The sequence below is a fragment of the Bacillus cereus group sp. N14 genome (assembly GCF_016483555.1).
GTDB lineage: Bacteria > Bacillota > Bacilli > Bacillales > Bacillaceae_G > Bacillus_A > Bacillus_A wiedmannii.
Window position 1 is genome coordinate 140,010 of sequence record NZ_JAEHBQ010000009.1, and the last position, 22,881, is coordinate 162,890.

Genomic DNA, 22,881 nt, shown 5'->3' on the forward strand with positions numbered 1-22,881 from the left:
TACAAACTATTAAAAAGAGGGATTTACAATCTCTCTTTTTTTACTTTAAAATATCTCTTTCTATCTCTCATTCCGTCTGCTATAATTCCTAGAGGAAAGCTTTATTCCAGAAGGAGTAAAGCTTTCTTTCGGTTTTTTACATTAATTAATTCTAATACTAAGATTTCACAAAGGAGGCTTTTTATCATATGAATTTTATTAGCATTCGAAAAAAACTAATGTTCATGATGGGAACGATTTGCGCTTTATTTGGAATCGCCTTAGCTTTTATTTTATTTTTTGCTATTGACCAATCTCATAAAGCTGAAGCTTTACAAAAAGAAATTTCTCCCCTTGCAACAGAATTGAAAGAACGTGGAGACGCTTATCAGGTACAACTTTCTGCTTTAAGAGGTTATTTATTACAACATGATCAAGTCGAATTAGACAAGTTTAATGAGATGAGTAAACGTCTGGAGGATTCAAAAGATAAACTTCTTTCTAATCCAAATATTTCTCAATCCGTGAAAGATACAATGGAATCAGGATCGACTTGGAGAAAATTTATTGAAGAAAAAGTTTTCACTCTTGCAAAAGAACAAAAGTGGGAAGAGGCTCTACAAGTAGCTTATGCAGAAAATGGTGCCGTTTATAAAGTAATTGGTGACTTCACAAATTATAGTAATGAACAAGCTAAGTTACGTGACGAATCTATCAAAAAAATTGATCAATCTTCACTACAAATTGAATATGTTATCTTCTTATCACTTGTTATTTGTATTATCGTAGCTATCATTCTTGCATGGTGGTTCTCTGGTAAACTTGTAAAACCAATTCAACAAATTGATAATAAGCTAAAAGAATTATCATCTCAAGAAGGTGACTTAACAGCTCGCCTACAAGTAAATAGCAATGATGAAATTGGTACGATCGCAACATCCTTTAATAAAATGTTAGAAAACCTACAACATATCATCAATCGTGTGCAAAAAACATCTGTGGAAGTACAAAACGCTTCTGAAAATATGCTAGAAAAAACAAATATATCACGTGAAGCAACAATAAGAGTTCAAAGCTCGATGTCTAGCTTAAATGCAAGTATTCAATCACAATCTGCTAGCATGGAAGAAAGCTCAACTGCAATGGACGATATGGCAGTAAGTGTTCAGCGCATTGCTGAATCTGCTTCATCTGTAACTGAACTTGCTGTAACTACATCTGAACAGGCTAACGATGGAAGTTCAGTTATTCAAAAATCCGTTTCACAAATGACAACGATACACGACGCGGTAAATGCTACTTCAGAAGTGGTCGAACGTCTAATCACCCACACGAAATATATTGATACAGCTGTACAATCTATTTCTAATATCGCAGAACAAACAAACTTACTTGCTTTAAATGCATCTATCGAAGCAGCTCGTGCTGGCGAACAAGGAAAAGGTTTCGCTGTCGTAGCTGACGAAGTTCGAAAACTTGCTGAACAATCTAAAACAGCGGCAACAGATATTAACCAACTACTACATCAAATTCAACAAGACACTGAAACTGCGAGCTCTATGATGTCCCAAGGCCGTTCGGAAGCATTTGAAGGCATTCATGTCATTCGTGAAGCCGGCAACTCTTTCACAACAATTGTGGAACAAGTAAATAAAGTATCTACTCAAATGCAAGACATCTCAGCAACCGCTGAGGAAATGGCTGCAAGCGCTGAAGAAATGAACGCTTCACTGAATAATATCGCTTCTATTTCGACTGAAGTATCTAGTGAAACAGCAGCAACAGCACAATCTGCTGAGCAAAAGGTCATTACTATGAATGAAATGACACAAACTGCTAAACAAATGAAACAAACAGTTGAAGAATTAGATCAACTCGTATCTCATTTCAAAACTGAATAGTTTTCAAAAAACATTCCTCTTTCAAGAGGAATATTTTTTTGAGCTCATTCCCTGCATTATATATATATATCCGTTATAATGAGAATCGATATCATTAATATGTAGGGGGTGCTACACATGTCACAACAAGCATTTGAAGAAAAGTTATATGCAAACTTAGAAGCTGTTATTGATCCTGAACTAGGTGTTGATATTGTTAATCTTGGATTAGTTTATGACGTTACAGCAGATGAAAATAATAATGCTGTCATTACGATGACGATGACTTCTATCGGTTGTCCAATGGCTGGGCAAATTGTATCAGACGTTAAAAAAGTATTATCAACGAACGTACCTGAAGTCAATGAAATAGAAGTAAATGTCGTTTGGAATCCGCCCTGGTCTAAAGAACGCATGTCACGTATGGCGAAAATCGCATTAGGTATTCGCGACTAAATAAAGAAAGACCTGACATCCTAGTCAGGTCTTTTTCTCTTACTATTTTACGCCTACTGCATCATAAGCTTTCGTTACAGCTTGTACAGCTTTAGAGTTTTGACCATATAAATCTTCAGCTGACTGAAGTGCAGCTTGACGCATCATCTTAAAGTCAGAGTTTGCAGTTAAATATTTCGTAAGAGCACGGTAATAAATTTTTTCTGTCGCTTCACGGCCTACTCCAGTTACTTTCACGCCGTAATGCTCTCCGCCATCAGATACTAAATATGCAGCTTTATTGTTAATACTACTGTTAATATGAACGCCGCCATTATCAGCTGTTCCAGTGTAGCGTTTATTGTAATGATCTGGGTAACCTTCACCTGGTTTTAATGGGTTTGGAATAGATGCTGGATCTTTCAGAGAACGAAGTGCATCACCAGGTTTTCCAGGTGTATAAATGTCAGCACCTAAATCCCAGCTCTTCTTCTCAACCATGACACCCATAATATCAGATAACGATTCATTTAACGCACCTGACTCATTTTTATAAACAAGGTTTGCTGTATGTTCAGTTACAGCATGCGTTAATTCATGACCGATAACATCTAGTCCAGCAGATAATGGAATAAACGTCGTACCATCGCCATCACCATACATCATTTGCACACCGTTCCAAGCTGCGTTATTCCAGCTTTCTCCAACGTGAACAGTAGAAATCAGCTTCGCACCTTTATCATCGAAGGAGTTACGATTAAATGTCTTTTTATAGTAATCATATACTTTCCCTGCATTTACATGCGCATCAACTGCAGCCTTATCTTCGAAGAACTTAGATTTACTTTCCACTTCTTCTCCTGTATATCCAAGCCATTGTGAGAATAAGTTAAACAAGTTTTCATCCATATTTTCTGCATCAAATGTATGAACACCTTGTCCTCGTTTCCCATCAAATAAGTTGAACGCTCCTGTTTTTTCATCTTGAGCAATTTCAAACGATTGTCTCTCGCCTAATACTCCGTAACCAAATCCTGTAATGTGATCTACAGCATTATATTTCTCAATCACATTTCCATTCGTTGCATCAACAAAGTAATGCCAATATCCTGGAGCTGGTTTTGAAATTGATGCCTTAACTAAATATGCAAGATAGTAGTTTCCATCTTTTTCATACACAAATAAGTCTTTTTTCACACCGTCATAATTCTTTACTTTACCAACTTCTTTTTCAATATCTGCCTTTGCAATTGTTTCTGCTTGTTCTGCACTAATCTTTGCAAACGCAGGAATATTTTTATCCTCTAAATTCGGTATAACTTGTCCGAAGAATGCTTTTACATTATTTTCTTTATCTAGTGTAACAGTTTGATCTGAACCATACACAGGAATGTTATTATGTTTTTCAACTAACTTCACGTGTGTTGTGCCAGATTCAGTATCTTTTTCTTCCCCAACGACATTGAAATGTTTATCAATATTTCCCGCTAATTTGAACATATCTTTCTTACTCTCTAAATATTGAAAGACCGTTTCTTTTTTATCTAGTCCTTCTGGTGCTTTCCATTCTTCACCTATGTATGCAGGCGTTTTAAATTCTTGATGGTATTGAACTTTTTGTTCTTCCGCTTTCGTTGTCGTTGCTCCAAATGTTCCAAATCCCCCGGCGATAACAGTTAACGCTAATGCTGATGAAATGACTTGCTTTTTCACTATAACATTCCCCATTCCCATACAGATTTTTGACACTTTTATACAATTCTTATTTTCCAGGCTAATACCTTTTTCTAAATATTGAGAAAGTTTTTTCTGACAATTCCACTCAAAAAAAGAGGACATCCTATCGGGTGTCCTCTTTCCCATAAACATTCTATTATTTTTTCAATTCAATCGCTAAATAGTGTGATTGCTCTTTCGCTGCAATATGAACATCTTCTTCTACCGCTTCTGCCGCATCACGCATAACAAGTGTCTCACCATTTATTACACTACTGCCTTCAATTTGTACAAGATACAATTGACGGCCTTCTTTCACCGGAAAATGAATTTCTTTTCCAGCATCTAACGATAAAGAATATAAATTCGCATCTTGGTGAATACGAATTGGTGCCTCTCCTTCTACTGGAGATACCATATGGAACCATTCATTTTCACGCTTGCTCCAATCAAATGTAAACTCACCATAGTTTGGTTTATGATCCGCACGATCTGGTAAAATCCAAATTTGTAATAAACGTAGTGTTTCATTTCCTAAATTATGCTCGCTATGAAATACACCTGTGCCAGCACTCATATATTGAACATGCCCTCGCTCAATTGTTCCGCGGTTCCCCATGCTATCCTCATGTGTTAAAGCACCATCTACAACGTACGAAATGATTTCCATATCGCGGTGCGGATGCATATCAAAACCAGTTTGTGCCGCTACTAGGTCATCATTAATTACACGCAATGCTCCAAAGTTCATGTTATTCGGGTTATAGTAATTCGCAAAGGAAAAATGAAAATGTGTATTTAACCAACCATGATTTGCTCTTCCCATATTTTTATGATCAACTTTTCTAAACATATCCTTCACCTCATATTATCTCGAATTCAAGATTTATTTTAAAAATTTTTCTCACTGTAATTTTTTTAGTAATTGTAATAATTGATGTTGTTCTTCTACATTTAAATTTTGAAACTGCTCCGCTTGGAACGTTTCTTGAGGCGGGACGATTTCTTCATATAAAGCTTTTCCCTTTTCTGTTAACGAAATATATTTTGTAGTACCTTCTTGTTCACGGTGAATCCACTCCAGCTGCTCCATTTTATTTAATAGCTGCGTGATATTTCCCTTCGTAACAAATAGTTTATTTCCGAGCTCTTGCTGCGTTAGACGATTATGTCCTCCAACTTGAGCTAGCACATCAAACTGAGCGGCAGATACATTCCATTCTTTCAAATGCTGATTCGTCTCACGAATACTTTTGTTATAAAAACGTGATAAACGAAACCATAATAGTAATCCGAGTCTATCTTCTGTCTTCATTCTATCACCTCGCTCATTTCATACCATTAGTTTAGAACTAAACTTTATAAAAGTCAATCACTTACTTTTAGTAATCAATAAAGAAAGCACAGTGCCATTTCTCCACTATGCTTTACATTAACTTTCTATTTTTATATTCATCTAACTTCCTCTCCGCGAACTTTCTCGCATCTTTCTCAATCCATCTATCTTCGTACACTTCACTTCCAACATACAATACTTCTCTCTTATGCTGCATCGCATGACGAAACTCATGCAGTAGTGTTTTGAGCACCTGCTCATACTCTTCCCACATACAAACAAAAATTAATTGTTTTTCTTTATGATAAAAACCACCTACTGGGAATAAGAATTCCTCTTCTTCTTCTCCTAATGATAGAAGCACATGATTCGCATCACACGTATCACAAAAAACAACTGGTGTTTTACATACTTCAATCAGTGAAAACAAATCATCTCTAAGCCTTTTGACATCCCAAGGAAGCTCCGAATCCAACACATACCAATTCTCAACTTGTTGATATACATTTTGAAACTGGAGTTCCATTTCTCTATAATCCCCTTTCCAAACTCCCTTTTCCTATATGTATGCCACAATATGTAAAATATTAAACCTACTCTTTCCCCTTTCGAAAAATGACAATAAAAAAAGAATCTATGTCAGCATAGATTCTTTTTACGTAATCACTTTTTTTCATCACTTTTTTTAATACAAAGTAACCAATTGCACAAACAATAGCTGCAAGTGCAAAGTATTTCACATATGGCCCAGCTACTTTATTAATACTTTCCCACTCTGTTCCTAATTTAAAACCTAAATATACAAATACAATTGACCATGGAATAACAGCTAATGTAGTTAACGTAATAAACTTAGCATGTGACATTTTCGCAATACCCGCTGGTATCGAAATAGCATGACGCACAACAGGAATAAAACGCGCTGTAAAAATAACGCCAGTTCCGTAACGATTAAACCAATCTTCAGCATAATCAATATGTTTCTTTTGAATTAAAATATATTTTCCATATCGCTCAAGGACGGGTCTTCCTCCGTACCGACCGATCCAATAAATGAATAGTTGTGCGATTACACCACCAATTGTACCGAACGCGACAGCGCCCCAAAACGTAATGCTTCCTGTTGATACTAAATAACCTGCATAAGACAATACAATTTCACTCGGAATAACCTCTAACATCAATCCAAGCATAATTCCCCAATAACCAAGTCCTTCTAGAAAAACTAAAACGGAATGAATCAACTCTCCTAACATCATGTACCTCTCTTTACTGTTTTCATTGCAAAAAATAAAAGTACAAGCAGTAAATATCTTGTACTTTTATTTTTTTAAAATTAGTTAGTCTTCGTATCCCACTTAAAGATTTTATTTAAAAATTTATATACATTCTTTGATTCTTTCGTCAGAAGTGGACCTAAGATGGATAGTATAAGCACGTATAGTGCTGAGAATGGTTTCAAGACTGACATTAAACCACCGGCGATGCCGATATTGGCCATAATGATAGAGAATTCTCCTCTTGAAACGATTGTTAATCCAATATTTGTTGACGCTTTATGAGATAATCCAGCTTGTCGCCCTGCAATCATTCCTGCAACAAAGTTTCCGACGATTGTAAGAAGGACAGCACCTAACGTTAACCATATCGCTCCGCCTAATGAAAACGGATCAATGCTTAATCCGAAACTGAAGAAGAAAATAGCTCCGAAAAAGTCTCTAAATGGAACAACGAGATGCTCAATTCTGTCACTATGCTCTGTCTCAGAGAAAACTAATCCTAAAAGAAGTGCTCCAATTGCTTCGGCAACGTGAATTGTTTCCGAGAAACCTGCAATAAAGAATAACGAAGCAAATACTACAATAATGAAAATTTCATCTGAACTAATATTGAGCAATTTATTTAATAACGGCGTCGCCTTTCTAGCTACAATAAAGAAGAGAAGCATGTATCCTAAAGCGATTCCAATTGAAGTAAGGGCACCTAAGAATGAAGCATGATCCCCAAGAACTAAGCCTGAAACGACTGATAAATATACAGCAAGGAATATATCTTCAAACATAATAATTCCTAAAATTAATTCGGTTTCATTATTACCAGTTCTTCTTAAATCCACTAACACTTTAGCAACGATAGCACTAGAAGAAATCGTAATAATACCCGCAATAATTAAGATTTCTAGTAAAGGGAATCCCATTATAAATCCGTATAATAATCCAAGTGAAAAGTTAATTAAAATATAGATTGTTCCGCCAATCGCAATAGAACGTCCAGATTTAATTAGTTTTTTCATCGAGAACTCTAGTCCTAGGTAGAACAGAAGGAACAGAACGCCAATCCGTCCAAGGAAGGAAATGACACTTGCACTTTCAATAAACTTGAAATCAATCACACCTATTGTCGGCGCGTGTGGCCCTACTAACATCCCAAGAACAATTAGAAACGGAATGACTGAAAATTTAAACTTCCCAGCAATTACTGCCGCAATTGCAACTAATACTAACGCTGTACCAACTTCAAAAATTAACGTATCCATCTAGTCAGTCCCCCTATTCGAAAGTAACTCATTAATAATTTTTTTAATTTCTTCTCTCTCACCTGAAACTACAAGCATATCGCCTTCTTCAATTACCGTTTCTGGCCCTGGATTAAATAGCTTTTTCATATTCTTTTTCATAACTGCAATGATCGTTACGCTATATGTTTTTCTTATTTCAAGATCACCGATTGTTTTTCCAAGCGCTGGAGCAGCATTCTCTACTTTAAACCACTCAATCGCTAAACCTTCAAAGACCATTTCAACATTTTCTAATGCTCTAGGCTTATATACCATTCCACCTAATATTGCTGCAATTTGTCTCGCCTCTGAGTCACGTAATGAAATACTTGAGATGCTTTCTTCATGATCTGAATCAAAATGATACATTTCTCTACGCCCATCATCATGAATGACAATCACCATCTTTTCGTTACCTTTCGTAACGATTTGAAACTTATAACCAATACCCGGAAGTTCACTTTCTCTAATATTCATATTTAGCTCCTCCATAACTTCTTTATTTTAATTTTCTGTTTTTCTGTCTTTTATTCATCCAATCAATTTTAGAAATTCTAACCATTCAGGATACCTATGACTTGGAAATCTTTTATTGTAATAATAAGTCGCTCCTAAAAAGATACTTAAAGATGAAATGATAAAAAATATATTACTTCTCATTTTCAAACTCTTAAGGCTTACTTTCAATAAAGTTTCTTCTTTCAAATTATCCCCTCTTTCTCGCTTTACATTTAGTTTTTTAAAATGTAAATAATTCTAAAAATATTACTATGTAACATAATCATAACACAAAATGCGTTTATGTAACATGATTTTTTAGAAAAATTGATTCTCGTATATTTTTTGCATATAATTTTCTTATTACGGAAAAAAGGAAGTGTATTATATGGTTGATATCTTTAGCAGATTCCTTGAGGTAACGAATAATATTTTATGGTCATATATTCTTATTGCAATGCTAATCGGCTTCGGTCTTTATTTCTCTTTTAAATTAAAATTCGTCCAAATTACTCATTTACGTGAGATGGTCAGTTTAATTAGTAAAGGATTTAATCGAAAAGAAAAAAAGAAAGATAGCATCTCTCCATTCCAAGCATTTTGCTTAAGTGCAGCAGCACGTATCGGTATCGGAAATTTAGCTGGTGTAGCATTAGCCATTTCAATGGGTGGACCTGGCGCAATATTTTGGATGTGGTTTATCGCAATTATCGGAGCAGCTACTAGTTTCGTAGAATGTACGCTCGCGCAAATTTATAAAGTAAAAGATGGAAGCAGGTTCCGTGGTGGACCAGCATATTACATGGAAAAAGGATTAAACAAACGCTGGATGGGTGTTTGGTTTTCACTTCTTATTACAGTTGCGTACGGATTAATTTTCAATTCTGTACAAGCAAATACAGTAACAATAGCGTTTGAAAATGCTTTTGGACTAGAGCGAACGATCGTAGGAGCTCTATTAGCTTTATTAGTTGCAGTTATTATTTTTGGTGGTATTAAGAGCATTTCACGTATTACAGAAATGATTGTTCCTCCAATGGCAATTATTTATATTGGTGTGGCAATTTTCGTCGTTATTAACAACTTCAATATGTTACCAAGCATTTTCACAGAAATATTTAACAGCGCATTCGGTTTAGACCAAGCTATCGCTGGTGGTATTGGAGCAGCAATCAAGTTCGGAATTCAGCGTGGTTTATTCGCGACAGAAGCAGGCATGGGTAGTTCTCCTAACGCAGCAGCAACATCAGATGTATCTCACCCTGTAAAACAAGGACTTGTTCAAGCATTAGGTGTTTTCGTAGATACATTCTTAGTATGTACATCAACAGCGTTTATCGTATTATGTTCTGGACTTTACAAAGGGTCGAATTTAGAAGGTATTGAATTAACACAACAAGCATTAAGTTCACAAATTGGACCGTGGGCAAGCACTTTCTTAGCGATTATTATTTTCCTATTCGCTTTCAGTTCTTTACTAGGAAACTACTATTATGGTGAAACAAACATCGCATTCATTAAAGAAAGCAAAACATGGTTACTGATTTATCGTGTTGCAGTTGTCGGAATGGTGTTCTTCGGATCTATCGCTGCCCTTCAAACGGTTTGGAGTTTAGCTGATTTCTTTATGGGACTAATGGTATTCACAAACTTAATTGCCATCTCATTCCTTAGCAAGTTTGCATACGCAGCCTTAGTGGACTATATAAAGCAAAAGAAACAAGGAAAAGATCCTGTCTTCGTTGCAAGTTCTATCCCTGGCTTACAGAATACAGAGTGCTGGGATGGACAGGATATAGAAGAGAAGCAAAAGGCTGTATAATAATTAAAAGCAAAAGCAGCTCGTTTAGAACAAGAGCTATATATCAAACAAAATCCCTATTACTCCACAGTAATAGGGATTTTTATTTATAACAGTTCATAATTTGTTCAAATTAATTCCAGCAAAAGGGTTGATTTATACAAATTACTATATTATAATCATTATAAATTAGTAATTGATATAACATAACAACTCAAAAGGAGATTGATCATAATGAACAAACAAGTAATCGAAGTATTAAACAAACAAGTAGCAGACTGGAGCGTTTTATTCACAAAATTACACAACTTCCATTGGTACGTAAAAGGACCTCAATTCTTCACATTACACGAGAAATTCGAAGAACTTTACACAGAATCCGCTACTCACATCGACGAAATTGCAGAACGCATTTTAGCAATTGGCGGCAAACCAGTAGCAACAATGAAAGAATACTTAGAACTATCTTCTATTCAAGAAGCAGCATACGGCGAAACTGCAGAAGGAATGGTTGAATCAATCATGAAAGACTACGAAATGATGCTAGTCGAACTGAAAAAAGGCATGGAAATTGCTCAAAACTCTGATGACGAAATGACATCTGACCTACTACTAGGCATCTACACAGAACTAGAAAAACACGCTTGGATGCTACGCGCGTTCTTGAATCAATAATATATTTAAAAGCGGAAGCGGCTCGTTCAGAGTCGCTTTTTTTTATGGGGTTAATCGCGCATATCAGTACATGAAATTTATATCAGCGATTTTTGCATTATATCGGCGATTCTATTAAATATATCAGCGATTTTTCCAATATATCGACTTACCGACAAATCACGACAATATTAGCACCTCTCTCCTCTACTTTTATCAATATATTACAATCTCTTTTATGTTAAAATATAGGTAACACCCTTTAGTAAAATAGATCCAAAAAAGCTTTTCCATATTCATCATTTACTACTTAAATGGCGGGAGTGGTTCAGTTGAAAGACTACTTAATTAGAGCATTTTTTGCGTTAATAACAGTTGGGATTGTCTTACTTATAGCTAATATTTTCAATATACGTGTCGAGGTGAAAGACTATGCTTTCCTCGTTGTTGTAGCAATTGGTGGCGGCTGGGGTGGCTGGTACCTGTATAAGAAACAAAATAATAAAAGTGATAAAGGCATTCCGAAGTAATATGGAATGCCTTTTTGTATAATACACAATTAAGCTTAAATCACTAATAAAAGCCGTCCCCAAAAACATCATATAAACCCATACTCTATGGTAAATAAAAAAAATTCATTTTGAATATAGAAATAGTCCAAAATCTTGCATAACAGAGGTATGACCCATTTGCCGCAACATTGTGGCTATATTCCCACGGTGATATGCTCCGTGGGTGACGACGTGTAGTATTGTTTCAGAAACCGTCGTATCCAGGTGCCCAGCGTATGGATTATCAACCTCAAACACTTTTTCATAATCTTGTTGACTACTTAAAAGTTCTTTATATCTTTTAGATAATTCATAAAAACTAGTTTCCATTTCCTCAATATTTTTTGTTTCCAGCTGTTCTTTCAATTGATCTGTGTGTACCATTGCATCACTCATGCTTTTACCAGAAATAATCTCGAGCCAGGCTAAATCTGTAAGGTATATGTGAGACATTACTTTTGCCACCGAAGAAAAACCACTATTAACTTCCTTATGGAAAATGTCTTGCGGTAGTTCTTTTAAGCGATTTAAAATAACTTCATTTGCCCATAAGTGGTAGTTATACATTTTTAATACAGAACGACCCATGCTCATTTCTCCTCCAATTTTCATTTTAATGATTAGATTATGATACATAGCTGATTAAAAATTCATAAAGGATTACATCTATAAAATTTATTCTGATTCCGATTAAAAAAACCTCTATTAACTTCATAAAAAACATTCCCTATCTTCCACAATCTGCCCCTTTAACGGAACAGTTCTATGTCACTCAATAATTCCTTACTTACCTTTTATTCAGATGTTCTTTTTTAAGTCAGCAAAACATACCTCCATCTATACTTCCACTCTTCCAACGATTTCACATCTCACTATCAATATATTTAACCAGATTAAAAACACATACCTTTTTACGATAAAAAAGACATGTGTTTCCAAAAATCTATATAAAAATCAAAATGATAAAATTTAAACCGCTAATACAACCAATTGCAATAAACATGCTAAAACTCTGTACATCCCCAGCTAGACTATACTCATCAACGATAAATCCCGACATAAACAACGTTATCGCGGCAACACCGATACACAATATCGAAATAAACCAAAGCGAAAATTCATTAATTAGCTCTTTCTTCTGTGTTGAAACAATTAGCATAACAAGAATAGATGCTGCTAAAATACTTTTAAAAACAGGACGTAAATACACAAACTCCTCCATCTATTTCTCCTTTTCCAAAAACATTACATCTTAACATTAACATATTTAACCAAATTAAAAACACATGCCTTTTCAAGATAAAATGACATGTGTTTCCAAAAACATCTATAAAATTGTATTATGATAGCTGCTTCCACTTCGTTCCTAAAACAGGACGCTCATAATTTTGGATTGCATCAATTAGTTTATCTGCCGTCTCAGCTGAAACGATCAACTCTTTATTTGATGGATTCATAAATCCTTCTTCTGCTGCACGTTCAACCATTTGCAAAATTGGCCCATAAAAGCCTTTTATGTTCAATAAACCAACCGGCTTATTATGTATACCAATTTGTGACCAACATACTACTTCAAATAGCTCTTCAAACGTTCCGTATCCGCCTGGTAATGCAATAAAAGCATCCGCAAGCTCTGCCATTTTCGCTTTGCGCTCGTGCATCGTTTCTACTTCAATTAATTCTGTTAGCCCTGTATGAACAATTTCTCCTCGGAATAGACCGCGTGGCATAACACCTGTTACACGTCCGCCTAAGCGAAGAACTTCGTTTGCCACTTCTCCCATTAATCCAACGCAAGAACCACCGTATACGAGCTCATAATCGTTCTCAACAAACATTTTCCCTAACGCTATTGCCTGCTCTTTAAATTCTGGTCTCTCCCCTAAGTTGGAACCTGCAAACACACAAATCTTTCTCATTCCTACACCCCGAAACTATATATTGTTATGATACAATGAACATTGTACAACATATTGAAGGGATGAGGAAGAAATGGATATCGTCGCATTTCAAAGATGGGTGGAGGAATTTTACGAAAAACGAAGCTGGTCACAGTATAATTCCTTTATTCGCTTAAATTTCTTAACAGAGGAAGTTGGAGAAGTTTCACGCGTTGTTCGTGCAATCGAAATTGGCCGTGATCGTCCTGACGAAAAAGTGAAAACAGAAGAAGAACTAAAACAAGAGTTAAAAGAAGAACTTGGTGATGTACTATCTAATCTTATTATTCTTTCACAAAAATATGATTTAGATTTACAAGACATTATGGAGGCACACGTCACAAAGCTTTCGAAAAGGTTCGAAGTATCCAAATGAGAATATTATCAATTATGGTATAATGTTCTTGTCACAATACTAAGGGGGATTTTATGTTATCTAAAAAATTGCACGACGCATTAAACGATCAAATGAACTTTGAATTTTACTCTGCCCATGCTTATATGGCGATGGCTGCTTACTGTACAGCTGAGAGCTATGATGGATTCGCTAATTTTTTCCTTGTACAAGCTGAAGAAGAACGTTTCCACGCAATGAAGCTTTACAACTACATTAATGACCGCGGTGAGCGCGCTATTATTACTGGATTTGATAATCCAAATAACAAATACGAATCTGTACTGAACGCTTTTGAAGTGGCACTTGAGCACGAGCGTGAAGTAACGAAGCGTATTTACAACTTATCTGATATCGCTTGGGATGAGCGTGAGCATGCAACAATTACATTCTTAAAATGGTTCGTCGATGAGCAAGTAGAAGAAGAATCTTCATTCGATAGCATCATCCAAAAATTAAAACGTATTACAAGCGATTCAAACGCACTATTTATGCTAGATGCTGAATTAGAGAAACGTACATTTACGCCTCCAGCTGAATAGTATTCCAATCACCTTAATGAATGTATTAAGGTGATTTTTTATTTTCTCTTTAGCTTAAAATCACCTTAAATTTCCTCGTATTTGACATAGTGCCAACTATAAAATGGTATTATTTTCAATATAAAATAATATAAAAGGAGAGAAAAAAATGAATCAACGTGTAGAAGTTGTTGATGCAATGCGTGGTTTTGCTTTATTTGGTATTTTACTTGTTAATATAACATTAATTCAATTCGGGTTCTTCGCTAATGAAAAACCATCCTATATATTTGGCGGACTCGATAAAGGTGCTAATTGGTTTATTCAATTTTTTGGCACACAAAATTTCATTTCTTTATTCTCTTTTTTATTTGGTCTTAGCATTATTTTGTTACAAAAAAGCATTGTCGCAAAAGGGAAAAAGTTTTCCCCTACATATTTACGTCGTATTCTTATTCTTTTACTACTAGGTCTTATTCACGGCGTGCTCATTTGGTCCGGGGATATTTTATTCTCATATGGCCTCATCGGGATTTTCTTACTGATGTTTATAAACAGAAAGCCAAAAACATTATTAATTTGGGCAACTATTCTACTCGCACTCCTTACACTTATGACTTATTCAACTGACCCAAATACAAATGTTACTGATTTTGCTCCTTATATTGAAAAAGAACATAAAGTTCATGAGACTGGAAGCTATATGGATCATGTCAACTTTAGGTTAACTGAAAATCCTTTCGAATATATAGGCATTGACGGTTTCTTCGGATTAACCTTTATAACACTTTTCACACTCATTTTCCTATCTCCACTCTTCTTAATCGGTATGTACGTAGGAAAAAAAGGATGGTTATTTGAGATTGATAAGCATATCTCTGCTGTCAAAAAGGTCTGGCTTCTTACTGGTATTTTCTCTTTTACAATCAAAACTTCAGCTATGTTCGTTAAACATCCTATTTTACTTATGTTACAAGACGGCCTTACACCAGTAACCATGACCTTCTTTTACGGAAGCACAATTATTTTATTATTCCATTACAAAAAAGTAACCCGTCTACTAACATATATGGCCAATATGGGAAAAATGTCGGTTAGTAATTACTTAGCCCAGTCTATTATCACAACAACAATTTTTTACGCATACGGCTTTGGCTTATTCGGTAAAATAGGATATTTCTTCGGTATTCTTTTAACGATTGGAATCTATACAATTCAATTATTTGTTAGCACATATTGGCTGCGAAAATATCGAATAGGTCCTGTTGAGTATATATGGAGGCTTGGAACTTATTTGGAGAAACCACAATTTAAAAGAGACTTAGATAGAGCAAGTTAAATAAAAAAGCAATGAGCCTACGCTCATTGCTTTTCTTAATTTATTAAAGCATAACCCCAACGATAATCGCTGATAATATACTTACTAACGTTGCACCGTATACAAGTTTTAATCCGAATGAAGATACAACGTTTGCTTGTTTGCCATCGATACTCTTCGTTGCACCTGCGATAATTCCGATTGATGAGAAATTCGCAAATGATACAAGGAAGATAGATAAAATACCTACTGTACGAGCTGATAAATCACCAGCTACTTTTCCAAGGTCAAGCATTGCAACGAATTCGTTCGTTACTAATTTCGTTGCCATAATTTGTCCTGCTGTTAGCATCTCTGATGTTGGAATACCCATTACGAATGCTAATGGCGAGAAAACGTATCCTAAAATACTTTGGAATGTGATTCCGAAAATTGAATCGAACACACCGTTAATTGCTGTAATTAATGCTACGAAACCGATTAACATCGCCGCTACTGTTACAGCGATAGAGAAACCAAGCATAATATATTCGCCTAACATTTCAAAGAATGTTTGTTTTTTATCTTCTTGTAATTCTAAAATATCGTCTTCTTCTTTTACTTCATATGGATTAATAATATGAACGATAATGAATCCACTGAATAAGTTTAATACAAGTGCTGTTACTACATATTTTGGATCAATCATTTTCATGTAAGAACCGACGATTGACATTGATACTGTTGACATAGAAGATGCACACAGTGTGTATAAACGATTTTTCGGTAATTTGCTTAGTTGATCTTTCACTGTAATGAATACTTCACCTTGACCAACAATTGCAGCTGCTACTGCATTATATGATTCTAGTTTTCCTAAACCGTTAATTTTACTTAATAGGAAACCGACTGCACGAATGATAATTGGTAATACTTTAATGTGTTGTAAGATCCCGATTAATACTGCTAAGAAAATAATTGGTAATAATACTGTTAAGAAGAATGGTGCTTGTCCATCATTTGCTAGACCACCAAATACGAAATTAACCCCTGCTTCCGCAAATTTTAAAATAGCTCCAAACCCATCTGCAATCCCTTTTACTAATACAAATCCGACCTTTGTATTTAGTAAGAAATACGCAAGTACCAATTGAATGACAAGCATAAGTGCAATTGGTTTATATTTAATTTTCTTACGATCTGAACTGATAAGGAACCCTAGTACAAATACTACAAGTAAACCGACTAGAAACATTACTATTTTCATATGTGAATCCTCCACTTCTCCCACGAGTTATCAGTCGTACAACGTATAACGAATGACGTCCGACCATTGATGTTAAAAAATTTTTAAACCCCTAAATACTATTCAACTGTTATCTAAAATCAGTAAGCGTTTACATATATTGCAATTTATAAAAGGTAGCTTCTTCTCTCCTACCATACTTGAAAGTCTGAAATTGATACCACCTACAAATCAAATTGTAAGCGTTATCTAGGCGAAATGCAATATAAATTTTAAAAGATTTTTATATGTTAATATATTCCTAATTAATTGGTTTTTTCATGCAAATTTACCATAAAAAAATAGCCCTAGCTATGAGCTAGAGCCATCCTTTTTTTTATAACATAACACCAACGATAATCGCTGATAGAATACTTACTAATGTCGCACCGTACACAAGACGTAGACCGAATGATGATACAACATTTGATTGGTTTTCATCGATACCTTTCGTTGCACCTGCGATAATTCCGATTGATGAGAAGTTCGCAAATGATACAAGGAATACAGAAAGAATACCAACTGTACGAGCTGATAAATCACCAGCTACTTTTCCAAGATCCAGCATCGCAACAAACTCATTTGATACTAATTTTGTTGCCATAATTTGTCCCGCTGTTACCATCTCTGCTTGCGGGATACCCATTACGAATGCTAATGGTGAGAAAATGTATCCTAAAATAGCTTGGAATGTAATACCGAACATTGAATCAAATAAGCTATTAATTGCTGTAATTAATGCTACGAAACCAAGTAACATTGCTGCTACTGTAATCGCGATTGTGAAACCAAGCATAATATATTCACTTAGCATTTCAAAGAATGACTGTTTTTTCTTATTTTCTAATTTCAGTGTATCTTCTTCTTCTGTAATATCGTACGGGTTAATAATATGAATAATAATGAAACCACTAAATAAATTTAATACAAGTGCTGTTACTACGTATTTCGGTTCGATCATTTTCATATAAGAACCTACGATTGACATTGATACTGTCGACATGGAAGATGCACATAATGTATATAAACGATGTTTTGGGATTTTACTTAATTGATCTTTTACTGTAATAAATACTTCCGCTTGCCCAACAATGGCAGCTGCTACTGCGTTATATGATTCTAGTTTTCCTAGACCATTTACTTTACTTAGCGCAGTACCAATAGCACGAATAAATATCGGTAAAATTTTAAAGTGTTGCAGAATTCCGATTAAAACGGCAAAGAATACGATTGGTAATAACGCTGTTAAGAAGAATGAAACCTCTCCTTTATTAACAAGACCGCCAAATACGAAAACGATTCCAGCTTCCGCATATCCAAGAAGCGCGCCAAATCCATCTGAAATTCCTTTTACTAAAATATAACCAACTTGCGTATTTAATAAGAAATAACTTAACGCCAGCTGAATAACAAGCATAATTGCGATTGGTTTATACTTAATCTTCTTTCGATCGGCACTTATAAGAAAACCGAGTACGAATACAACGAGCAATCCTACAAGAAACATAACAAACTTCATTAATAAAATCCTCCATTTAACTCTTCATTAACGTTGAACGTCTGACCACTTGAAATAAGAAATAATCCGAACTTTCCATTTCTCCTCTAAAACCTTCAATCGGATAGGAAAGATCATAAAACCTCTTGTTTCAAAGGCATTTTCCATTCTAACATAAATCACAACTCATATCCGCACTTTTCTTAAAAAAATTACATTTTATTATAAAACATTCATTAATGTTCGTCTTTTACATTATATAGCGAAACTTTAATCAGTGTCATCCCCACCGATTATTAGCCCGTATCAATCGAGAGTTTTACTGTTCACAAATAGCGGGATAAAACAAAAAAATGAGCATCAAGTTTCACTTGATGCTCACCTCATTATACTGCTTTTTCTTTATCAGCTACTGCTGGCTTATCCCAGCACTCTGTATTGTTCAAACCTGGAATAGACTCCGCATAGAATACTGGATCTTTTCCTTGTTTCTTTTGCTTAACGTAATCTGATAATGCCGCGAAAGCATACTTAGAAAGAAATACGATCGCAACTAAGTTAATAACAGCCATAATCCCCATAAATAAATCTGCTAAATCCCAAACGATTTGAATTGTTGCTACAGATCCTAAAACAACCATACCAAGTACAGCAATGCGGTATGCATTTAATAACACTTTACTTCCATTTAAGAATTCAATATTCGTTTCACCATAGTAGTAGTTACCTACTAATGAACTAAATGCAAACAAGAAGATTGCAACTGCTACAAATATAGAAGCCCACGGTCCGATATGTTGACTTAATGCTTGTTGCGTTAATTGAATTCCGTTTAAATCAGCCGCTCCAGGCACATCTGATAATAAAATGATAAATGCTGTACAACTACAAATTAATAATGTATCTGTAAATACCCCTAAAGTTTGAATGAAACCTTGTTTAACTGGGTGCGTTACGTTTGCAGTCGCAGCTGCGTTCGGCGCACTACCCATACCTGCTTCATTTGAGAATAATCCACGTTTTACCCCTAGTAAAATCGCAGCTCCTAATCCCCCGCCCACTACTTCTTTAATTCCGAAAGCATGTAAGAAAATTTCTTTAAATACATACGGAATTGCCGTAATGTTTGTTACAACAACGAATAATGCCACTGCTACATATATAATTGCCATTACTGGAACAATCATTTCAACCGCACGTGCAATACGTTTTACTCCGCCAAAGATAATGATTGCAAGTAAACCAGCCATAAACAGACCTACAAACTTACCATCTGTGTTAAATGCTCCATCAAAAGCCGCCGCTACTGTGTTTGACTGCACGGCGTTGAAAATTAATCCGAAACTAACTGTTATTAGAACAGAGAAGACAACTCCTAGCCAGCGTTTCTTTAAACCCTTTTCCATATAATACGCTGGACCACCACGGAACGCATTCCCATCTTTTACTTTATATATTTGCGCTAATGTGCTCTCTACAAATGCAGAAGCACCCCCAATTACCGCGATTAACCACATCCAAAATACTGCTCCTGGTCCACCTGCTGAGATTGCGATAGCTACACCAGCTAAGTTACCAGTACCTACACGAGAAGCTGTACTCATACAAAAAGCCTGGAACGACGATACACCGCTCTTCTCTTTTTGTGCTTTTCTCGTTTTCGAACTTGCCCCATCCCCAAGCAATCGAATCATTTCACCGAAGTAACGAACTTGGACAAATTTCACACGAAACGAAAAGTAAAGTCCTAACCCAATTAACATCGCAATAATGATATATGACCAAAGGACATTATTCACATCCCCAATTATCTTAGCTAAAAAATCCATAATTGCATTGCCCCCCTCTTCCTAACAATAAGAAAATTATATTCTAAAAACTTTTAGTAATCAAGAACTTTATGTTAGGTTTTATAACATGAATACGTTAACTACCTTAACATATGTATTTTTTTACGTAAAAATATAACCAGTACGTGCATTTACCCAATACTCAATCACTCATCCTATTCGACCAGTCATACTTTTAAGACAGTACGTTCCTACAAATAACGAGAGGAATGAATGAACAAAAAATTATATTAATAATTACCTCCCACCCTCTTTATCATTTACTACAACAAAAAAGGCGAGCATCGAATTTATCTCGATGCTCGCCTTTTCATTACACTGCTTTTTCTTTATCCGTTACCACTGGCTTATCCCAACACTCTGTATTCGTTAAACCCGGAATAGAATCTGCACTGAAGACTGGATCTTTTCCTTGTTTCTTTTGCCTTACATAGTCTGCCAAAGCAGCATATGCAAATCGGCCAAGAAGCGTAATCGCAATTAAGTTTGTGATTACCATTAGTCCCATAAATAAATCCGCCATATTCCATACAACTTGAAGTGTAGCAACAGAACCGAATAATACCATTGCAACCACCGCAATACGGTAAATTGTTAACCAAGTTTTACTTTGTTTAATGAATTCAATATTCGTTTCACCATAATAGTAGTTTCCTAGAAGTGAACTAAATGCAAATAAGAAAATAATAATCGCTAAGAAGCTACTTGCCCACGAACCGATTTGTGAACTTAACGCCACTTGCGTTAATTCAATACCTTCTAAATTCGTTGCCTTATACGCACCAGAACATAGTACGATAAATGCTGTTGATGTACATACTAAAAATGTATCCACTAACACTCCAATTGTTTGAATAAAACCTTGTTTTGCTGGATGCGTTACATCAGCTGTTGCTGCCGCGTTCGGCGCACTACCCATACCTGCCTCGTTCGCAAATAACCCGCGCTGAATACCATACTTCATTGCAGCACCGATACCGCCACCTACAGCTGAATCTAAACCAAATGCACCTTTAAAGATTTCTGTAAACATATCCGGTATTAAATAATAATTTTTAATAACAACGAAAATTGCTACTGCAATATAAATAAGTGCCATTGGCGGAACGATCATTTCAGACATACGCGCGATACTTTTCACGCCACCAAAAATAATAACCGCAACTAATACTGCTAATACAATCCCAACAACGTAACGCTCAATACCAAAAGCGTTTTTAAATGCTAATGTAACTGTATTTGCTTGTACGGAGTTGAAAATTAATCCGTAACTAATTGTAATAAGGATAGAGAACCAAATTCCCATCCAACGTTTATTTAAACCTTTTTCCATATAATAAGCAGGACCACCACGGAAGCCACTGCCATCTTTTATTTTATAAATTTGTGCAAGCGTACTTTCCACGAAACTTGAAGACGCTCCGACAATCGCAATAACCCACATCCAAAATACAGCTCCAGGTCCTCCCATAGAAATAGCTAACGCTACGCCCGCTAAGTTCCCGATTCCAATACGAGCTGCTGAACTCATACAAAACGCTTGGAAAGAAGATACACTACCTTTTTTACGCGTCTTTCCAGTTAATCCATCACTCATTAGTCGAACCATTTCCCCTAAATGAGTAATTTGTACGAATTTCAATTTAATAGAAAAATAAAGACCTAAACCAATTAACATTGCAATAAGAATATATGACCAAAGAATTGTATTCGTTGATGAAACAAATTGCTCTAAAATATTCATACAATTAACCCCTCCTTTTCTCCATAAAACGAATTATATTTAAAAAACATTTAAAAATCAACATTTTTCGACAATTTGCAATTTCCAAATATTAGCCAGACACGAAGTAACAATATCTTTATGACTCTCCTCCCTCTAACTGTGCATACTAAAATAAAAAGTAAATCTACAAACTATTCCATTGACAAAAACGCCAACCTGTAACTATAATGATTACATCAGGTTGTAACAAACCTTATTACAACACATTCATTCACTTTAAGATATACACTTTAACAAAACACTTTGGAGGGATTTATTATGAAAATCGGAATTATTGGAGCAACTGGTAAAGCAGGAAGTCGTATTTTAAAAGAAGCATTAGATCGCGGACATGAAGTAACTGCAATCGTAAGAAACGCTGCAAAAATTACAGAAGAAAATGTAAATGTTTTAGAGAAAGATGTATTCTCTCTTACATCTAATGACCTACAAGCATTTGACGTAGTTGTAAATGCATTCGGCGCTCCAGGAGGCGAAGAACACCTTCACGTAGATGCAGGAAATGTACTAATTGAAGCTATGAAAGGTGCACCAAATACAAAATTACTTGTAGTTGGCGGCGCTGGAAGCTTATTTGTAGACGCAGAGAAAACAACACGCGTATTTGATACGCCAGGTTTCCCAAATGAATACCTTGCAACAGCTCAAAACCAAGGTAAAAACTTAGAAATTCTGCAACAAACTAACGATATTACTTGGACGTTCATCAGCCCTTCTGCACTATTTACATTAGGAAAACGTACAGGCTCTTATACAGCTGGCAAAGACAACCTTCTTGTTAACTCAAAAGGCGATAGCTACGTAAGTTACGAAGACTTCGCAGTTGCGGCACTTGATGAAATCGAAAATCCAAAACACGTAAACGAACGCTTCACAGTTGTTTCTGAAGCTGAGTAATAGAAA

General features: G+C 35.4%; 23 protein-coding genes. 9 read left to right on the forward strand and 14 right to left on the reverse strand.

Annotated elements, in window-relative coordinates; translation table 11 throughout:
* Positions 1–188 precede the first annotated feature (188 nt).
* Together JDS82_RS15200 and JDS82_RS15205 are read left to right on the forward strand one after the other, a co-directional pair.
* Positions 189–1,880: a methyl-accepting chemotaxis protein gene (locus JDS82_RS15200; RefSeq protein WP_199713528.1), complete on the forward strand. Its 1,692-nt coding sequence runs from the start codon at positions 189–191 to the stop codon at positions 1,878–1,880.
* 117 nt (positions 1,881–1,997) lie between these two features.
* Positions 1,998–2,315: a metal-sulfur cluster assembly factor gene (locus JDS82_RS15205; protein WP_000082523.1), complete on the forward strand. Its 318-nt coding sequence runs from the start codon at positions 1,998–2,000 to the stop codon at positions 2,313–2,315.
* Between the two features lie 42 nt (positions 2,316–2,357).
* Here the strand turns inward: JDS82_RS15205 and nprB are convergent, their stop codons facing one another.
* The 7 genes from nprB to JDS82_RS15240 form a co-directional block, all read right to left on the reverse strand.
* Complete coding sequence (gene nprB, locus JDS82_RS15210) at positions 2,358–4,007, reverse strand: neutral protease NprB (RefSeq protein ID WP_199713529.1); 1,650 nt, start codon at positions 4,005–4,007, stop codon at positions 2,358–2,360.
* Positions 4,008–4,167: 160 nt separating this feature from the next.
* Positions 4,168–4,863: a pirin family protein gene (locus tag JDS82_RS15215; protein ID WP_199713530.1), complete on the reverse strand. Its 696-nt coding sequence runs from the start codon at positions 4,861–4,863 to the stop codon at positions 4,168–4,170.
* Positions 4,864–4,914: 51 nt separating this feature from the next.
* Positions 4,915–5,325: a MarR family winged helix-turn-helix transcriptional regulator gene (locus JDS82_RS15220; RefSeq protein WP_000845460.1), complete on the reverse strand. Its 411-nt coding sequence runs from the start codon at positions 5,323–5,325 to the stop codon at positions 4,915–4,917.
* 112 nt (positions 5,326–5,437) lie between these two features.
* Positions 5,438–5,872 carry a DUF3920 family protein gene (locus JDS82_RS15225; RefSeq protein ID WP_000422829.1) on the reverse strand — a complete coding sequence of 145 codons (435 nt, stop codon included), beginning with the start codon at positions 5,870–5,872 and terminating at the stop codon, positions 5,438–5,440.
* A gap of 67 nt (positions 5,873–5,939) precedes the next feature.
* A complete protein-coding gene (uptA, locus tag JDS82_RS15230) occupies positions 5,940–6,602 on the reverse strand; it encodes an undecaprenyl phosphate transporter UptA (RefSeq protein ID WP_098094326.1) in 663 nt (220 codons plus the stop codon).
* 80 nt (positions 6,603–6,682) lie between these two features.
* Complete coding sequence (locus tag JDS82_RS15235) at positions 6,683–7,882, reverse strand: cation:proton antiporter (RefSeq protein ID WP_199713531.1); 1,200 nt, start codon at positions 7,880–7,882, stop codon at positions 6,683–6,685.
* On the reverse strand, positions 7,883–8,380 hold the full coding sequence (locus JDS82_RS15240) for a cation:proton antiporter regulatory subunit (RefSeq protein WP_001026071.1): 498 nt from the start codon (positions 8,378–8,380) through the stop codon (positions 7,883–7,885).
* A 409-nt stretch (positions 8,381–8,789) separates the two neighbouring features.
* Here JDS82_RS15240 and JDS82_RS15245 point away from each other — a divergent pair, with 409 nt between their 5' ends.
* The 3 genes from JDS82_RS15245 (at position 8,790) to JDS82_RS15255 (ending at position 11,386) form a co-directional block, all read left to right on the forward strand.
* On the forward strand, positions 8,790–10,223 hold the full coding sequence (locus tag JDS82_RS15245) for an alanine/glycine:cation symporter family protein (protein WP_000227603.1): 1,434 nt from the start codon (positions 8,790–8,792) through the stop codon (positions 10,221–10,223).
* Between the two features lie 213 nt (positions 10,224–10,436).
* Complete coding sequence (locus tag JDS82_RS15250; protein ID WP_001041898.1) at positions 10,437–10,877, forward strand: Dps family protein; 441 nt, start codon at positions 10,437–10,439, stop codon at positions 10,875–10,877.
* Positions 10,878–11,188: 311 nt separating this feature from the next.
* On the forward strand, positions 11,189–11,386 hold the full coding sequence (locus tag JDS82_RS15255; RefSeq protein WP_000656328.1) for a hypothetical protein: 198 nt from the start codon (positions 11,189–11,191) through the stop codon (positions 11,384–11,386).
* 105 nt (positions 11,387–11,491) lie between these two features.
* Here JDS82_RS15255 and JDS82_RS15260 read toward each other — a convergent pair whose 3' ends face one another.
* The 3 genes from JDS82_RS15260 to JDS82_RS15270 form a co-directional block, all read right to left on the reverse strand.
* Positions 11,492–11,995 (reverse strand): DinB family protein, encoded by a 504-nt coding sequence (locus tag JDS82_RS15260; protein ID WP_000533789.1) that lies wholly within the window; start codon positions 11,993–11,995, stop codon positions 11,492–11,494.
* A 355-nt stretch (positions 11,996–12,350) separates the two neighbouring features.
* Entirely contained in the window at positions 12,351–12,629 is a 279-nt protein-coding gene (locus tag JDS82_RS15265) for a hypothetical protein (RefSeq protein ID WP_199713532.1), read from the reverse strand.
* A 118-nt stretch (positions 12,630–12,747) separates the two neighbouring features.
* Positions 12,748–13,326, reverse strand: a complete 579-nt coding sequence (locus JDS82_RS15270; protein ID WP_048563496.1) for an LOG family protein — start codon at positions 13,324–13,326, stop codon at positions 12,748–12,750.
* Between the two features lie 73 nt (positions 13,327–13,399).
* On the opposite strand from JDS82_RS15270, the gene JDS82_RS15275 reads away from it, so the two are divergent.
* The 3 genes from JDS82_RS15275 (at position 13,400) to JDS82_RS15285 (ending at position 15,601) form a co-directional block, all read left to right on the forward strand.
* Complete coding sequence (locus JDS82_RS15275; RefSeq protein ID WP_000355764.1) at positions 13,400–13,723, forward strand: MazG nucleotide pyrophosphohydrolase domain-containing protein; 324 nt, start codon at positions 13,400–13,402, stop codon at positions 13,721–13,723.
* A gap of 53 nt (positions 13,724–13,776) precedes the next feature.
* The gene (locus JDS82_RS15280; protein ID WP_046955624.1) at positions 13,777–14,283 is read left to right on the forward strand and encodes a ferritin; all 507 of its coding nucleotides are present in this window, start codon (positions 13,777–13,779) and stop codon (positions 14,281–14,283) included.
* 148 nt (positions 14,284–14,431) lie between these two features.
* Positions 14,432–15,601 carry a DUF418 domain-containing protein gene (locus tag JDS82_RS15285; protein ID WP_199713533.1) on the forward strand — a complete coding sequence of 390 codons (1,170 nt, stop codon included), beginning with the start codon at positions 14,432–14,434 and terminating at the stop codon, positions 15,599–15,601.
* Between the two features lie 43 nt (positions 15,602–15,644).
* On the opposite strand, the gene JDS82_RS15290 is transcribed toward JDS82_RS15285, so the two are convergent.
* The 4 genes from JDS82_RS15290 to JDS82_RS15305 all read right to left on the reverse strand — a co-directional run bounded on the left by JDS82_RS15290 (position 15,645) and on the right by JDS82_RS15305 (position 21,936).
* Positions 15,645–16,826 carry a NupC/NupG family nucleoside CNT transporter gene (locus tag JDS82_RS15290; RefSeq protein ID WP_000706847.1) on the reverse strand — a complete coding sequence of 394 codons (1,182 nt, stop codon included), beginning with the start codon at positions 16,824–16,826 and terminating at the stop codon, positions 15,645–15,647.
* 355 nt (positions 16,827–17,181) lie between these two features.
* Complete coding sequence (locus JDS82_RS15295; protein ID WP_000673848.1) at positions 17,182–18,363, reverse strand: NupC/NupG family nucleoside CNT transporter; 1,182 nt, start codon at positions 18,361–18,363, stop codon at positions 17,182–17,184.
* Between the two features lie 365 nt (positions 18,364–18,728).
* Positions 18,729–20,171: an alanine/glycine:cation symporter family protein gene (locus JDS82_RS15300; protein ID WP_000346368.1), complete on the reverse strand. Its 1,443-nt coding sequence runs from the start codon at positions 20,169–20,171 to the stop codon at positions 18,729–18,731.
* Positions 20,172–20,505: 334 nt separating this feature from the next.
* Positions 20,506–21,936, reverse strand: a complete 1,431-nt coding sequence (locus JDS82_RS15305; protein ID WP_001022948.1) for an alanine/glycine:cation symporter family protein — start codon at positions 21,934–21,936, stop codon at positions 20,506–20,508.
* Between the two features lie 300 nt (positions 21,937–22,236).
* Between JDS82_RS15305 and JDS82_RS15310 the strand changes: the two genes are divergently transcribed.
* On the forward strand, positions 22,237–22,875 hold the full coding sequence (locus JDS82_RS15310; protein ID WP_199713534.1) for an NAD(P)-dependent oxidoreductase: 639 nt from the start codon (positions 22,237–22,239) through the stop codon (positions 22,873–22,875).
* Positions 22,876–22,881 lie beyond the last annotated feature (6 nt).

Bases quoted from the DNA above. Each gene is read 5' to 3' on its own strand.
- JDS82_RS15200 (WP_199713528.1), top strand. From the start codon at position 189: ATGAATTTTATTAGCATTCGAAAAAAACTAATGTTCATGATGGGAACG.
- JDS82_RS15205 (WP_000082523.1), top strand. From the start codon at position 1,998: ATGTCACAACAAGCATTTGAAGAAAAGTTATATGCAAACTTAGAAGCT.
- JDS82_RS15215 (WP_199713530.1), bottom strand. From the start codon at position 4,863: ATGTTTAGAAAAGTTGATCATAAAAATATGGGAAGAGCAAATCATGGT.
- JDS82_RS15220 (WP_000845460.1), bottom strand. From the start codon at position 5,325: ATGAAGACAGAAGATAGACTCGGATTACTATTATGGTTTCGTTTATCA.
- JDS82_RS15225 (WP_000422829.1), bottom strand. From the start codon at position 5,872: ATGGAACTCCAGTTTCAAAATGTATATCAACAAGTTGAGAATTGGTAT.
- uptA (WP_098094326.1), bottom strand. From the start codon at position 6,602: ATGTTAGGAGAGTTGATTCATTCCGTTTTAGTTTTTCTAGAAGGACTT.
- JDS82_RS15235 (WP_199713531.1), bottom strand. From the start codon at position 7,882: ATGGATACGTTAATTTTTGAAGTTGGTACAGCGTTAGTATTAGTTGCA.
- JDS82_RS15240 (WP_001026071.1), bottom strand. From the start codon at position 8,380: ATGAATATTAGAGAAAGTGAACTTCCGGGTATTGGTTATAAGTTTCAA.
- JDS82_RS15245 (WP_000227603.1), top strand. From the start codon at position 8,790: ATGGTTGATATCTTTAGCAGATTCCTTGAGGTAACGAATAATATTTTA.
- JDS82_RS15250 (WP_001041898.1), top strand. From the start codon at position 10,437: ATGAACAAACAAGTAATCGAAGTATTAAACAAACAAGTAGCAGACTGG.
- JDS82_RS15260 (WP_000533789.1), bottom strand. From the start codon at position 11,995: ATGGGTCGTTCTGTATTAAAAATGTATAACTACCACTTATGGGCAAAT.
- JDS82_RS15265 (WP_199713532.1), bottom strand. From the start codon at position 12,629: ATGGAGGAGTTTGTGTATTTACGTCCTGTTTTTAAAAGTATTTTAGCA.
- JDS82_RS15270 (WP_048563496.1), bottom strand. From the start codon at position 13,326: ATGAGAAAGATTTGTGTGTTTGCAGGTTCCAACTTAGGGGAGAGACCA.
- JDS82_RS15275 (WP_000355764.1), top strand. From the start codon at position 13,400: ATGGATATCGTCGCATTTCAAAGATGGGTGGAGGAATTTTACGAAAAA.
- JDS82_RS15280 (WP_046955624.1), top strand. From the start codon at position 13,777: ATGTTATCTAAAAAATTGCACGACGCATTAAACGATCAAATGAACTTT.
- JDS82_RS15285 (WP_199713533.1), top strand. From the start codon at position 14,432: ATGAATCAACGTGTAGAAGTTGTTGATGCAATGCGTGGTTTTGCTTTA.
- JDS82_RS15290 (WP_000706847.1), bottom strand. From the start codon at position 16,826: ATGAAAATAGTAATGTTTCTAGTCGGTTTACTTGTAGTATTTGTACTA.
- JDS82_RS15295 (WP_000673848.1), bottom strand. From the start codon at position 18,363: ATGAAGTTTGTTATGTTTCTTGTAGGATTGCTCGTTGTATTCGTACTC.
- JDS82_RS15300 (WP_000346368.1), bottom strand. From the start codon at position 20,171: ATGGATTTTTTAGCTAAGATAATTGGGGATGTGAATAATGTCCTTTGG.
- JDS82_RS15305 (WP_001022948.1), bottom strand. From the start codon at position 21,936: ATGAATATTTTAGAGCAATTTGTTTCATCAACGAATACAATTCTTTGG.
- JDS82_RS15310 (WP_199713534.1), top strand. From the start codon at position 22,237: ATGAAAATCGGAATTATTGGAGCAACTGGTAAAGCAGGAAGTCGTATT.